At 73.2% G+C, this 13,210-nt stretch carries 14 protein-coding genes; 8 read left to right on the top strand and 6 right to left on the bottom strand.

Annotated elements, in window-relative coordinates:
• Positions 1 to 112: 112 nt before the first annotated feature.
• From AB0H28_RS10820 to mshC, 4 genes are all read left to right on the top strand, one after another.
• Complete coding sequence (locus AB0H28_RS10820) at positions 113 to 829, top strand: MSMEG_4193 family putative phosphomutase (protein WP_358036929.1); 717 nt, start codon at positions 113 to 115, stop codon at positions 827 to 829.
• A 97-nt stretch (positions 830 to 926) separates the two neighbouring features.
• Complete coding sequence (locus AB0H28_RS10815) at positions 927 to 1,517, top strand: DUF3090 domain-containing protein (protein ID WP_358036926.1); 591 nt, start codon at positions 927 to 929, stop codon at positions 1,515 to 1,517.
• Positions 1,514 to 2,332, top strand: a complete 819-nt coding sequence (locus tag AB0H28_RS10810; protein WP_358036923.1) for an SCO1664 family protein — start codon at positions 1,514 to 1,516, stop codon at positions 2,330 to 2,332. Before AB0H28_RS10815 ends, AB0H28_RS10810 begins: the two co-directional genes overlap by 4 nt.
• Before the next feature lie 67 nt (positions 2,333 to 2,399).
• Positions 2,400 to 3,638 (top strand): cysteine--1-D-myo-inosityl 2-amino-2-deoxy-alpha-D-glucopyranoside ligase, encoded by a 1,239-nt coding sequence (gene mshC / locus AB0H28_RS10805; protein WP_358036920.1) that lies wholly within the window; start codon positions 2,400 to 2,402, stop codon positions 3,636 to 3,638.
• A 156-nt stretch (positions 3,639 to 3,794) separates the two neighbouring features.
• Here mshC and AB0H28_RS10800 read toward each other — a convergent pair whose 3' ends face one another.
• Together AB0H28_RS10800 and AB0H28_RS10795 are read right to left on the bottom strand one after the other, a co-directional pair.
• Positions 3,795 to 4,586 carry a GntR family transcriptional regulator gene (locus tag AB0H28_RS10800; RefSeq protein ID WP_358036917.1) on the bottom strand — a complete coding sequence of 264 codons (792 nt, stop codon included), beginning with the start codon at positions 4,584 to 4,586 and terminating at the stop codon, positions 3,795 to 3,797.
• Positions 4,587 to 4,697: 111 nt separating this feature from the next.
• The gene (locus tag AB0H28_RS10795) at positions 4,698 to 5,567 is read right to left on the bottom strand and encodes a PAC2 family protein (RefSeq protein ID WP_089157832.1); all 870 of its coding nucleotides are present in this window, start codon (positions 5,565 to 5,567) and stop codon (positions 4,698 to 4,700) included.
• 240 nt (positions 5,568 to 5,807) lie between these two features.
• Between AB0H28_RS10795 and metH the strand changes: the two genes are divergently transcribed.
• Entirely contained in the window at positions 5,808 to 9,323 is a 3,516-nt protein-coding gene (gene metH / locus AB0H28_RS10790) for a methionine synthase (protein WP_358036914.1), read from the top strand.
• On the opposite strand, the gene AB0H28_RS10785 is transcribed toward metH, so the two are convergent.
• The 4 genes from AB0H28_RS10785 to AB0H28_RS10770 form a co-directional block, all read right to left on the bottom strand.
• The gene (locus AB0H28_RS10785) at positions 9,305 to 9,646 is read right to left on the bottom strand and encodes a hypothetical protein (protein ID WP_358036911.1); all 342 of its coding nucleotides are present in this window, start codon (positions 9,644 to 9,646) and stop codon (positions 9,305 to 9,307) included. The genes metH and AB0H28_RS10785 overlap by 19 nt on opposite strands.
• A 5-nt stretch (positions 9,647 to 9,651) precedes the next feature.
• Positions 9,652 to 9,987: a YnfA family protein gene (locus AB0H28_RS10780; protein ID WP_358036908.1), complete on the bottom strand. Its 336-nt coding sequence runs from the start codon at positions 9,985 to 9,987 to the stop codon at positions 9,652 to 9,654.
• A 34-nt stretch (positions 9,988 to 10,021) separates the two neighbouring features.
• On the bottom strand, positions 10,022 to 10,438 hold the full coding sequence (locus AB0H28_RS10775) for an alpha/beta hydrolase (RefSeq protein WP_358036905.1): 417 nt from the start codon (positions 10,436 to 10,438) through the stop codon (positions 10,022 to 10,024).
• A 183-nt stretch (positions 10,439 to 10,621) separates the two neighbouring features.
• Positions 10,622 to 11,281 (bottom strand): HNH endonuclease family protein, encoded by a 660-nt coding sequence (locus AB0H28_RS10770; protein WP_358036902.1) that lies wholly within the window; start codon positions 11,279 to 11,281, stop codon positions 10,622 to 10,624.
• A gap of 276 nt (positions 11,282 to 11,557) precedes the next feature.
• Here AB0H28_RS10770 and AB0H28_RS10765 point away from each other — a divergent pair, with 276 nt between their 5' ends.
• The 3 genes from AB0H28_RS10765 (at position 11,558) to AB0H28_RS10755 (ending at position 13,174) form a co-directional block, all read left to right on the top strand.
• A complete protein-coding gene (locus AB0H28_RS10765) occupies positions 11,558 to 11,737 on the top strand; it encodes a hypothetical protein (protein ID WP_358036900.1) in 180 nt (59 codons plus the stop codon).
• Positions 11,738 to 11,840: 103 nt separating this feature from the next.
• Entirely contained in the window at positions 11,841 to 12,338 is a 498-nt protein-coding gene (locus tag AB0H28_RS10760; RefSeq protein ID WP_358036897.1) for a hypothetical protein, read from the top strand.
• An 86-nt stretch (positions 12,339 to 12,424) separates the two neighbouring features.
• Complete coding sequence (locus AB0H28_RS10755) at positions 12,425 to 13,174, top strand: neutral zinc metallopeptidase (protein ID WP_358036894.1); 750 nt, start codon at positions 12,425 to 12,427, stop codon at positions 13,172 to 13,174.
• Positions 13,175 to 13,210 lie beyond the last annotated feature (36 nt).

The raw sequence follows: 13,210 nt of genomic DNA, 5'->3' as shown, positions 1-13,210 counted from the left end.
CACGGCCACGAGGGGGCGTGGGCGGAACGCCGTGGGTGCTCGCCCGTCGCCCATGGTGGCTGGAGCTGTCGTGCGGTGGTGCGGGACGGTCGACGAAGGGGGACGGCCTAGGGTGGTCAGCGTGGCGACCCTTCTGCTTCTGCGACACGGCCGGACCACCGCGAACGCCGACGGTGGCCTGGCCGGCCGGCAACCGGTCGAGCTGGACGACACCGGCCGGGCCCAGGCCACGGCGGTCGGCGCCCGGCTCGCCGGGCTGCCGTTGGCGGCGGTGGTGACCAGCCCGCTGATCCGGTGCCGGCAGACCCTGGAGTTGGCGTTGCCGCGAGCCGAGCCGGTGGTCGAGGACGGGTTGATCGAGTGCGGTTACGGCGCCTGGGAGGGGCAGGCGCTGAAGAAGCTGGCGAAGGAGCCGCTCTGGCCCGTGGTCCAGCAGCACCCGAGCGCCGCCGCCTTCCCGCAGGGGGAGTCGATGGCGGCGATGTCCGCGCGGGCGGTCGCGGCGGTGCGGGCGTGGGACGCGCGGGTGACCGCCGAGCACGGGCCGGAGGCGGTCTGGCTGGCGTGCAGCCACGGCGACGTGATCAAGGCCATCGTGGCCGACGCGCTCGGCGTACACCTGGATCTTTTCCAGCGGATCGTGGCCGACCCGGCGTCGGTGACGGCGATCCGTTACACGCCGCTGCGACCGTTCCTGGTCCGGCTCAACGACACCGGGGGTGACCTGTCGGCGCTGGTCCCGCCGCCGCGGCGGCGGCGCCGGCGGGCGGCGCGCGCCACCGAGTCGGACGCCGCGGTCGGCGGTGGCGCGGGAGCAGGGGGGTCGTGACCGCCTCGGACGGGCCCGGCGCGGCGCGTTGCGCTCTGGGCGGATTCGGCGTCGGTGGGCTGCGCGGTGCTTCCGTGCGCCGGATAGGGTCGTGGGTATGACGCACCAGGTGCACGCGTTCGAGCCGCCGGAGCGGTTCGTCGCCGGAACGGTCGGCCCGCCGGGGGAGCGCACGTTCTTCCTCCAGGCGCGTGGCGGCGGCCGGCTGGTCAGCGTCGCGCTGGAGAAGGTCCAGGTGTCGCTGCTCGCCGAGAAACTGGAGGAGCTGCTCTCCGAGGCGCAACGCCGGTTCGGGGTGAAGCTGCCGGAGTCGGCTCCGGTGGCCGTCGGCGACAACGAGCCGCTCGACACCCCGGTCGACGAAGAGTTCCGGGTCGGCACGCTGGGCCTGGCCTTCGACGTGGACACCGCCACCGTCGTGATCGAGGCGATCGCCGTGGGCGAGGCGGAGGTGGAGGTCGAGCTGGGCGACGCCGACGACGACGAGGTGGAGATCGACGAGGAGCCGGACGAGCCGGACGACGACCTCGACCGGCTCCGGGTGCGGCTGACCCCGGAGGCGACCCGCGAGTTCATCGAACGCGCCAAGCGGGTCGTCAACGCCGGCCGGCCACCCTGCCCGCTCTGCGGCCAGCCGCTCGACCCGGCCGGTCACCTCTGCCCCCGGCACAACGGCTATCACCGGTGACCTCGTCGGAACTGCAGCCCCGACAGGGCGGCGTCGAGGCGCTGCGGCTGCTCGCCGACGGTGAGCTCACCCTCGAGGGGCGGCTGGTCGACGCCTCCAACGCCACGTTGCGTGCCGAGATCACCCTCGGCGAGGTCAGCGCGCACTGTGTCTACAAGCCGGTGCGCGGGGAGCGCCCGCTCTGGGACTTCCCGGACGGCACGCTCGCCGGCCGGGAGGTGGCCGCCTATCTGGTCTCCCGGGCCACCGGGTGGGACCTGGTGCCGCCGACCGTGCTGCGCGACGGCCCGTTCGGCCCCGGCTCCTGCCAGCTCTGGATCGACGAGCCGGCCGACGCCGAGCCGCTGGTGGGCTTCGTGCCCGCCGAGTCGGTGCCGCCGCGCTGGTTCCCGGTCGCCGCGGCGCGCGACGACGACGGCGCGGCGTACGCGCTGGCGCACGCCGACGACCCTCGGTTGGCCCGGCTGGCCGTCCTCGACGCGGTGATCAACAACGCCGACCGCAAGGGCGGGCACGTGCTGGTCGGCGCGGACGACCGCATCTACGGCGTGGACCACGGCGTCAGCTTCCACGTGGAGGAGAAGCTGCGCACGGTGCTCTGGGGCTGGGCCGGCCGACTGCTCCCGCCGGACGCGGTCGAGATGCTCGACGACCTGGCCGCCCGGTTCGCCGGTGCGCTCGGTGCGGCGCTGGCCGAGCACCTCACCCTGGGCGAGGTCGCCGCGGTGGCGGCCCGGGTGGACCGGCTGCGCGACTCCGGCCGGTTCCCGCTGCCCCCCGAGGAGTGGCCGGCCATGCCGTGGCCACCCATGTGAACCGCTGTCACGTTGATCACCCGCGGGGTACCACCCGCGTGCCTGACGGATCGTTAGGCTGGCGGTCATGGAGTCTTGGGCGGGACACGAGGTGCCACGGCTGCCGGGTGAGGGCGCGCCACTGAGGTTGTACGACTCGGCGCGACAGGGACAACACCCGTCCCGGCCCCACGGTGTCGCCTCGATGTACGTCTGCGGCATCACCCCGTACGACGCCACCCACCTCGGCCACGCCGCCACCATGATCACTTTTGACCTGGTGCAGCGGATGTGGCGCGACGCCGGACTGACCGTGTCCTACGTGCAGAACGTGACCGACATCGACGACCCGCTGCTGGAGCGCGCCGAGCGCGACGGCGAGGACTGGAAGGTCCTGGCCATGCGGGAGACCGCGCTGTTCCGCGAGGACATGGAGGCGCTGCGGATGATCCCGCCGGCGCACTACGTCGGCGCGGTCGAGTCGATCCCGGACATCGCCGACAAGGTGTCGGTGCTGCTCAAGGACGGTGCGGCGTACCGGCTCGACGACGGGACCGGCGATGTCTACTTCGACATCTCCGCCGCCCCCGCGTTCGGCTACGAGTCCAACCTGTCCCGGGCCGAGATGCTGGAGATCTTCCCGGAGCGTGGCGGCGATCCGGACCGTGCCGGCAAGCGGGACCCGCTCGACCCGCTGCTGTGGCGCGGCGCCCGCGCGGGTGAGCCCTCCTGGCCCGGCGGCGAGCTGGGCCCGGGCCGCCCCGGCTGGCACATCGAGTGCACGGTCATCGCGTTGCACCTGCTCGGCGACCGGATCTGCGTGCAGGGCGGCGGCAACGACCTGCTCTTCCCGCACCACGAGTGCTCCGCGGCGCACGCCGAGCGGCTGACCGGCGAGGCGCCGTTCGCCGACCACTACGTGCACGCCGGCATGATCGGTCTGGACGGCGAGAAGATGTCCAAGTCCAAGGGCAACCTGGTGTTCGTCTCCCGGCTGCGGGCCGACCGGGTGGATCCGATGGCGGTCCGGCTGGCCCTGCTCGCCGGCCACTACCGCGCCGACCGGTCCTGGACCGACGAGCTGCTCACCGCGGCGCTGCGGCGGCTGGACCGCTGGCGGCGGGCCGCCGCCGCGCCGGGGGGCCCGTCGGGAGCGGTGCTGCTGGCCGAGGTACGCGAGCGGCTCGCCGACGACCTGGACACGCCGGGCGCGCTGGCGGCGGCCGACGCCTGGGCCGAGCGGACCCTCGACGGCGACGCCGCCGACCCGGCCGCCCCCGCGCTGTTCGCCGACACGCTGGACGCCCTCCTCGGCATCCGGCTGTAAGGCCGGGCCCCCTGTTAACGCCTTCGGTATAGGCGGGGCCCCTTCTTCACACCTCCCGACCGACCGGCGCAGCGCGGCCCGGCGCAGCGCGGCCCGGCAGAGCCTCAGCGGGCCAAGGCCCGGCGCAGCCCTGGCGGGCGGGGGCGGGGGGGCGGATCAGCCCAGCACGAGGCCCGGGTCCGGGCCCGGCGCGGGGGACGGCGCGGGGATCTTGTATTCCTCGGTCAGCGTGGTCATCGGGCCCGGCCAGGTGGCCTGGGCGACCTCGATCGGCTTGCGCCGCTCGTCGTACGCGACGTGCAGCAGGTGCAGCACCGGGGTGTCCGGGCGGATCTGGAGGATCTCCGCCTCCTCCCGGCTGGGCTGGCGGGCGCTGATCGTGTCCGTCGCGGTGGCGTATCGGCGGCCGGTCGCCTCCTCGGCCTCCTGGTAGAGCGGCCGGCCGAACGCCTCGGCCCGCTCCAGCGAGGTGCCGGCGGTGTCGGCGGGCAGGAACCAGGAGGCGCCGACCTCGACCGGGGAGTCGTCGGTGCGGACCAGGTGCCGCCGGCAGAGCAGTTCGGTGCCGTCGGTGACGCCGAACACGTCGGCGACCTCGGGCGGGGCGGCGGCGCGACCGACCGAGACGAGCTGCTGGCGATACCGGGCGGCCAGGTCGGTGTGGTAGCCGCGGAAGCCGCCGTAGCGACCCCGGGAGAGGCGGTTGAGTCGGCGTCGGGTGCCCCGGACGTACGTACCGGAGCCGGGTTTGGTGATCAGGATGCCCTCGACCCGTAGCTGGTCGACGGCGCGCTGCACGGTCTGCTTGGCGACGCCGAACATCTCGGCGATGGCCGGGATGGACGGCAGCCGCTCGCCCGGACCCCAGTCGCCGCGGCGCACCTGGGCCTTGAGCTGCGCGGCGATCTGCCGGTGCGGGAACTCGGCCGCACCCGGGTTGATCTGCATACCCGCCTCCTCATGACAGCTAGGTTCCTAGGATGCCCTAGCGGGTGTGCCGGCGCCACCCCGGACACGAAGAAGCCGGGCCCCGACCGGGCCCGGCTTCGACGAGGAGAGCTACCAGGAACCGGCGGTCGGGCCGGCGGAACCGCCCCGACGGCGCAGGTACTTCTCGAACTCCTGGGCGATCTCGTCCCCGGTCAACGGGGTGATGCCCGCGTCGCCGACACGTTCCTCCAGCTCACGCACGTATTCACCGAGTTCGGCGTCCTGCTCGGCGGCGCTGCGCACCCGCTGCTCCCACTCCGCCGCCTCCTCGGCCAGGTCGGCCATCGGCACCGGCAGGTCGAGCACCTCCTCGACGCGGTGCAGCAGCGCCAGCGTGGCCTTCGGGCAGGGTGGGTTGTTCGCGTAGTGCGGCACGTGCACCCAGAACGACACCGCGTCCACCTCGGCGCGGGTGCACGCGTCGTGCAGCACCCCGACGATGCCGGTCGGACCGTCGTAGCGGGTCGGGGTGAGCTGGTAGCGCTTGGCCGCGTCGGCGTCCGACGCGCTGCCGCTGATCGGCAGCGGCCGGGTGTAGGGCACGTCGGCCAGCAACGCGCCGAGCAGCACCACCCGCTCGACCTCCAGGCTGTGGCAGATCTCCAGCACCTGCTCGCAGAAGGTGCGCCAACGCATGCTCGGTTCGATGCCGCGGATCAGCACCACGTCCCGCTCGGTGCCCTCCGGACTGGCCACCATGAAGCGGGTGGTCGGCCACTCGACCCGCCGGGTCTCCCCATCGGCCATCGTGATTGTCGGCCGGCTCACCTGGAAGTCGTAGAAGTCCTCCGGGTCCAGCTCGGTCACCTGCCGGGACTGCCAGACCTGTTCCAGATGCTCCACGGCGGCGGTGGAGGCGTCCGCGGCGTCGTTCCAGCCCTCGAAGGCCGCGATGGCGACCGGTGAGCGCAGTACCGGCAGCCCGTCGAACTCGGTCACGCCGTCACCTCACCCTGCTCGTCGGGAGCGGCGCCGCCCCGTCGCACGGTCGCGTCCCTGATGTCCTTCACGTCCGCCAGCCTACGTGCCGCCGTCGGAGCCGGCCCGTCGGCCGCGCCGGTCACCCGGCCCGACCAGCCGGTCGAACCGGATGAAGGGTACGCGGTGATCCGGCCGACACTATGTGAGAAGGCACGATTGCGCGCAACGATCGTCACCCGGGCGGATTAACCTGACCGTGTGCCTACTTCGTTGCGCGACCTGCTGGCGGACCGGATCCTCATCGCCGACGGGGCGATGGGGACGATGCTCCACGCGGCCGACCTCACCCTGGACGACTTCGACGGTCTCGAGGGCTGCAACGAGATCCTCAACGTCACCCGGCCGGACGTGGTCCGCGGCGTGCACGACGCCTACCTGGCCGCCGGCGCCGACTGCGTGGAGACCAACACGTTCGGCGCCAACCTGCCCAACCTCGCCGAGTACGGCATCGCCGGGCGCATCCGGGAGCTGTCCGAGGCCGCCGCGCGGATCGCCCGGGAGGCCGCCGACGCGCACGCGACGCCGGAGCGTCCCCGGTTCGTGCTCGGCTCGATGGGGCCGGGCACCAAGCTGCCGACCCTGGGCCACGCGGGCTACGCCTCGCTGCGCGACGCGTACCAGGAGAACGCCGCCGGTCTGATCGCCGGCGGCGCGGACGCGCTGATCGTCGAGACCTGCCAGGACCTGCTCCAGGTCAAGGCGGCGGTGGTCGGTTCGAAGCGGGCCCGCGACGCCGCCGGCCGGGACGTCCCGATCATCTGCCAGGTGGCCATGGAGACCACCGGCACGATGCTGCTGGGCAGCGAGATCGGCGCGGCGCTGACCGCGATCGAGCCGCTCGGGGTCGACCTGATCGGGCTCAACTGCTCCACCGGCCCGGCCGAGATGGGCGAGCACCTGCGCTACCTGTCCCGGCACTCGCGCATCCCGGTGTCGGTGATGCCGAACGCCGGCCTGCCGGTGCTGACCGCCGACGGCGCCTACTTCCCGCTCGGCCCGCAGGAGATGGCCGACGCGCTGGAGCAGTTCGTCGACGACTACGGCGTCGGGCTGATCGGCGGCTGCTGCGGCACCACGCCGGAGCACATCCGGGTGCTGGTGCAGCGGCTCGGCGGTCGCCGTCCGGCGGCCCGGCAGCCCGAGCCGGAGGCCGGTGTCTCCTCGGTCTACCACCACGTGCCGTTCGCCCAGGACGCCAGCGTGCTGATGGTGGGGGAGCGCACCAACGCCAACGGCTCGAAGGCGTTCCGTGAGGCGATGCTGGCCGCCGACTGGCAGGCCTGCGTGGAGACCGCCCGCAACCAGGCCCGGGACGGCTCGCACCTGCTCGACCTCTGCGTCGACTACGTCGGCCGGGACGGCACGCAGGACATGCGCGAACTGGCCGGCCGGTTCGCCACCGCGTCCACTCTGCCGATCGTGCTCGACTCCACCGAGCCGGCGGTGATCGAGGCCGGGCTGGAGATGCTCGGCGGCCGATGCGTGGTCAACTCGGTCAACTTCGAGGACGGCGACGGCCCCGACTCCCGCTACGCGCGGATCATGCCGGTGGTGAAGGAACACGGCGCCGCCGTTGTGGCGCTGCTCATCGACGAGGAGGGCCAGGCCCGCACCCGGGAGTGGAAGGTGCGGGTGGCCGGCCGGTTGATCGACGACCTGACCGGCCGGTGGGGGCTGCGCCGCGAGGACGTCCTCATCGACGCGTTGACGTTCCCGATCGCCACCGGGCAGGAGGAGACGCGCCGCGACGGCATCGAGACCATCGAGGCGATCCGGGAGATCGCCGCCCGCTACCCGGGGGTCAACTTCACCGCCGGCATCTCCAACGTGTCGTTCGGGCTCAACCCGGCGGCCCGGCAGGTGCTCAACTCGGTGTTCCTGCACGAGTGCGTCCAGGCCGGCCTCACCTCGGCGATCGTGCACGCCAGCAAGATCCTGCCGATGTCGAAGATCCCGGACGAGCAGCGCGAGGTGGCGCTGGACCTGGTCTACGACCGCCGCCGCGAGGGCTACGACCCGGTGCAGCGGTTCATCGAGGTCTTCGAGGGCGTCGACGCGGCGTCGGCGCGAGCCACCCGGGCCGAGGAGTTGGCCGCGTTGCCGCTGGAGGAGCGGCTCAAGCGGCGGATCATCGACGGGGAGCGCAACGGCCTGGAGGCCGACCTGGAGTCCGCGATGGCCGAGGGCCGCGCGCCGCTGTCCATCATCAACGATCTGCTGCTGGACGGCATGAAGGTGGTCGGTGAGCTGTTCGGCTCGGGGCAGATGCAGTTGCCGTTCGTGCTCCAGTCCGCCGAGGTGATGAAGACCGCGGTGGCCTACCTGGAGCCGCACATGGAGAAGGCCGACGATGAGGGAAAGGGTCGAATTGTGCTGGCCACGGTCAAGGGCGACGTGCACGACATCGGCAAGAACCTGGTCGACATCATCCTGTCCAACAACGGCTACGACGTGGTCAACATCGGCATCAAGCAGCCGATCGCCGCGATCCTCGACGCGGCCGAGGAGCACCGGGCCGACGCGATCGGCATGTCCGGGCTGCTGGTCAAGAGCACGGTCATCATGAAGGAGAATCTGGCCGAGATGGCCACGCGCGGCGTCGCGGAGCGCTGGCCGGTGCTGCTCGGCGGGGCGGCGCTGACCCGGGCGTACGTGGAGGACGACCTGCGCTCGATCTATCCCGGTCAGGTGCACTACGCCCGCGACGCGTTCGAGGGGCTGTCCCTGATGGACCGCGTGATGGCCGCCAAGCGCGGCGGCGCGCCGGTGGTCGACCCGGAGCGGGAGGCCGCGCTGGCCGCTCGCCGGGAGCGCCGGGAGCGGCAGCGCGCCCAGGTCCGCGAGGTGCTGCCCGAGCTGGATGACGCCTCGGTCCGCTCCGACGTGGCGGTGGAGGTGGAGGTGCCCACCCCGCCGTTCCTCGGCACTCGGGTGGTGAAGGGTGTGCCGCTGGCCGACTACGCGGCGTTGCTCGACGAGCGGGCCACGTTCCTCGGCCAGTGGGGGCTGCGCGGGGCCCGCGGCGGCACCGGCCCGTCATACGAGGAACTGGTGGAGACCGAGGGCCGGCCCCGGCTGCGCTACTGGCTGGACCGCCTGATCTCCGACAAGGTGTTGGAGGCGGCCGTGGTGTACGGCTACTTCCCGGCGTATTCGGAGGGCAACGACCTGGTGGTGCTGGACGAGAACGGGCACAGCGAGCGGGCCCGGTTCTCGTTCCCCCGGCAGCGGCAGGAGCGCCGGCTGTGCCTGGCCGACTTCTTCCGGCCCCGGGGCGAGCAACTCGACGTGGTGGCGTTGCAGTTGGTCACCGTGGGGCAGCCGATCAGCGAATACACGGCGAAGATGTTCGCGGCCAACGAATACCGCGACTACCTGGAGGTGCACGGCCTGTCGGTGCAGCTCACCGAGGCGCTCGCCGAGTACTGGCACCGGCGGATCCGCGCCGAGCTGGTCCTTCCCGACGGGGGGACGGTCGCCGACGACGACCCGGCCGACCTGGCCGGTCTGCTGCGCACCGACTACCGGGGTTGCCGGTACGCGTTCGGTTACCCGGCCTGCCCCGACCTGGAGGACCGGGCGAAGATCGTCGGGTTGTTGGGCGCGGAGCGCATCGGGGTGCAGTTGTCGGAGGAGTTCCAGCTCGTGCCGGAGCAGGCCACCGACGCGATCGTGGTCCACCACCCGGAGGCCAACTACTTCAACGCCAAGTAGCCCGTCCGCGCCGCCCGCACGTCCGACCGGGCCCGCAGGGCGCCCACCGCGGCCAGGGTCTCGCCGGCCCGCCCGCGCAGGCGCTGCCGGGTCCAGTCGCCGGTGGAGGCCCCGGAACCGGCCTTGTCGTAGGCGAGGCTGGCGAGACCGGCGGCGGCCGGCCGGATCTGCCAGTCGCGCTGGTCGCGCCCGCCCGGGCCGGAGCCCTCGACGAACACCACCGCCGGGTACGGCCCGGGCCGGGGCGGCCGGACCAGGTCGCCGACCAGCGTGTCGTCGCCGTGCCGGAAGGACAGCTCCACCGCTTGCGGGGCGAACAGCATCGTCGTCAGCTCGCGCGCGGCGCGTACATGATGATCGAGACGCCGACCAGGCAGACGGCCGCGCCGGCCAGGTCGTAGCGGTCGGGCCGGAACTTGTCGACGAACATGCCCCAGGCCAGCGACCCGGCGACGAAGACGCCACCGTAGGCGGCGAGGATGCGCCCGAAGTTCGGGTCGGGCTGGAGCGTGGCGACGAACCCGTAGACGCCCAGCGCGACGATCCCACCCGCGATCCAGAGCAGCCCGCGGTTTTCCCGCCAGCCCTGCCAGACCAGCCAGGCGCCGCCGATCTCGGCCAGCGCGGCGATGAGAAACAGCAGGATGGAGCGGGCGACCGTCATGCCTCCGACCGTACCGTCGGCGCCTCGTCGCCGGTCATGCCCGGGAATCCCGGTGCCGATCGAGCCACGCGCGTGCGTCCAGGTGGGACAGCGTCGCGGCCGGATTCTCCGTGTGCGGCAGGTGCCCGGCCTCGGGCACGACCACCAACCGGCCGTCGCCGAACGCCGCCGCGTACGCCGCGCCGTAGGTGGGGGTGACGATGCGATCGCTCTCGCCGCACAGCAGCAGGGCGGGCACGCGTACCCGGGCGGGCCGGCGGCGCAGCTTCGGGTCGTGCCAGGTGTACTCGCCGAGGGTCGGCGGGTCGAGGGTGAAGAAGCCCTGGATGGGCTCGCCGGGCACGTCGATGCCGACCGCGTCGACGAGGGCCAGACCGCTGACCAGGCCGGCGGTGTCCCGGGCCATCTCGGCGGCGACCCAGCCACCGAGCGAGGAGCCGACGACGAGCACGTCGCGCAGCCCGTGGCCGTGCAGCAGGTGCAGGTAGGCCAGGGCGAGGTCGTCGATGCCGGTGAGCCGGGACGGCCGCTCGGCGCCGTCGCACCGACCGCGCCGACCTGCTGCGCCTGCTACGCCGCGCGCTCGCCGAGGAGGACGCCTGAGCCCCCGCCGGGGCCCAGGCGCACGGAGTCCTCAGTACGCGTAGGTGACCGAGACGGTGGCGGTCGGGCAGTTGTTGGCCCAGCTGGTCAGCGCGCTCTTCTCCGCGCTGTCCACGGTCAGCCGCCAGCGGATCTTCACCGCCACCCATTCGCGGACGTAGCGGCAGCGGGCCGAGGCGTACGGCGGCAGCCAGGTCGCCGGGTCCTGGTCGCCCTTGGACTGGTTGACGTTGTCGGTCACCGCGGCCAGGGCGCGCGCGTCGCCCAGGTCGTTCGCGTACGCCTGGCGGCGGCTGGTGGACCAGTTCCGCGCGCCGGAGTCCCAGGCCTCGGCGAGCGGGACCATGTGGTCGATGTCCACGTCGCCGGTGGCGGTCCAGGTGGAATTGTCGTAGTAGGAGTACCAGCGACCGCCGGAGAGCGTGCAGGTGCCGCTGATCGTGGGCTTCGTGGTGGCCTCGGTGTAGAGCACCTCGTTGCGGGTGTTGCAGCCGTCGCCGTCCGCGTCGATCCAGTGCGGGAACAGGTCCCGGCTGTAGCCGGTGCGGACCTCGGTGGCGACGGACAGGCCGGCGACCGCGGTGGTGAGGGAGGCGGAGTAGCCGGCGGCGGGGGCGGGCTGGGCGGGGCCGAGGGTGGCGGCCACGATCGCGGCGAGGCTGATGGCCGTGGCGCGTAGGGTGCGGGGCATGGGACTCCATCCGGACGGGATTGGCGCTTAGCTGGCCTATATATAGACAGGCATGGAAGTAGCGGTCCAGTTCAACTTCCGTGAACATCGGCTGACCATCCCCCCACCACCTGCGTCGGGGTCCGGAATAAGGGGTGTGCCGGCCGGTCCCGCGGGCTACCGTCACCGGAGTACGGCCGACGCCGGCTCGCCGAGCGCCGCGTCCCCACCCGCGCCGTCCGAGTGACGCGGCGGAGACGCCGCCGGGCGAGCATGGGTACGACGAAAGGGGCGGAAATGGCCGACGAGGTGACGTCGAAGGTGGCGCCGGACCGGGCGCCCGTGCTGACCGCGCCGCTGCGGCCGTCGGAGGTCGGCCCGCCGAGCAGCCTGGACCTGTGGGCCCGCGCCCAGGTGCTGCACCGCTGCTTCGGCGACGACGACGGCGAGCCGCACATCATGCGCGGGCTGGACTAGCGGCCGGGGCGGATCACCCGGCCGGCGCACTCCAGCGCCCGGGCGGGCCCGGGCGCCGCACCGGGTCGGGTTCCGGGTGGCCAGCGGCGGCTACCCTGCCGCTGTGACCCGTCGGCCCCTGTTCCTCGCGCTGGCCGCCGTGCTCGGCGTCGTCCTGCTGGCCGCCTGCGGCGGCGTGCCCCGGCTGGTGCCCGCCGACGACAGCGCGGAGCGGGACTGCGCGGCGCGGGTCGCCGCCGAGGAGGCGAAGGTCCGCACCGACCGGCGTTGGACCGAGCAGGACGTGCCGGGCATCGGCGCGTATCACGAGATCCACTGGCAGGTCGACCACCCGAGCTTCGTGTGTTCCCGCGCGCCCGGCCCGACCGACCGGCGCTACCAGGGGGTGGTGCGGCTCGCGCCGGCCGACGCCCGGGCGCTTGCCGCCGCGTACACCTGGGCGCCGGTGACCGGCGCGGCGCCCGAGGTCTGGCCGGCGCTGGCCCGGTACGTGCCCGACGGCGTGCGGTGGCAGCGCAGCGCTGACCACGACGCGGGCGGCGCCGAGGTGGTCCTCGACCCCGGCCGGGCACTGCTGTTGTTCACTGTCGTCGACACCTGATGAACGATCGTCGGCACCGGTGCGTGAGAGCCGGTGTGGGCGGGGGTACTGCGGCGGGGCACGGGGTGGGACAACCGGAGGTGGTCGTGGGGGAGAGAGCGGGACGTCGGCGGTCGGGGCCGCTCGCCGGGCTGCTGGTGGCCGTGGTGGTGGCGGCCGGGTGCATGGGCGGCGGCCTCGACCAGGGCGAGCCGCGGCAGCCCGCCCCGCGGCCGAGCGGGCAGCCGGCCTCACCGGGCGCGGTGACCACCCGGGCGGACGGGACGACAAGTGTCGCCGAGTTCAAGCAGGATTTCGCCGACGCCGTCGGCGGCGCCGAACAATACTGGACCGCGCGGTTCCGCGCCTCCGGGGAGCGGTTCCGGCCGATCCGGCGGGTGGTGCCCTACACCCGCTCGGGTGAGGTGTCCTGCGGCGGGCAGGCGCTGCCGCGCAACAACGCGGTCTACTGCTCGGCCGGCGACTTCATCGCCTACGACGTGAACTGGTCGGTGTCGGCGTTCCGGCAGATCGGCGACGCGTTCCTGTTCTACCTGCTCGGCCACGAGTACGCCCACGGCGTGCAGACCCGCCTCGGCATCCGCTACAACTTCACCATCCAGCAGGAGTTGCAGGCCGACTGCATGGCCGGGGCGTACCTCGGCGACAGCGTGCGCTCCGGGACGCTCACCCTGGAGGACGGCGACCTGGACGAGTTCCGCGAAGGGCTCCTCGCGGTCGGCGACGACCCGGACCAGCCCTGGTTCGCCGAGGGCGCGCACGGCACCGCCGAACAGCGGTCGGAGAAGTTCTTCGCCGGCTACGAGAACTCGCTGGACGCCTGCGGCCTCCGGTGATGCCGCCGGTCACCCCGATCGGGTACGGCGCCGGCC

This window comes from Micromonospora sp. NPDC050980 (assembly GCF_040653835.1).
Taxonomy (GTDB): domain Bacteria; phylum Actinomycetota; class Actinomycetes; order Mycobacteriales; family Micromonosporaceae; genus Micromonospora.
This window is presented reverse-complemented; position numbering and strand designations above follow the sequence as displayed.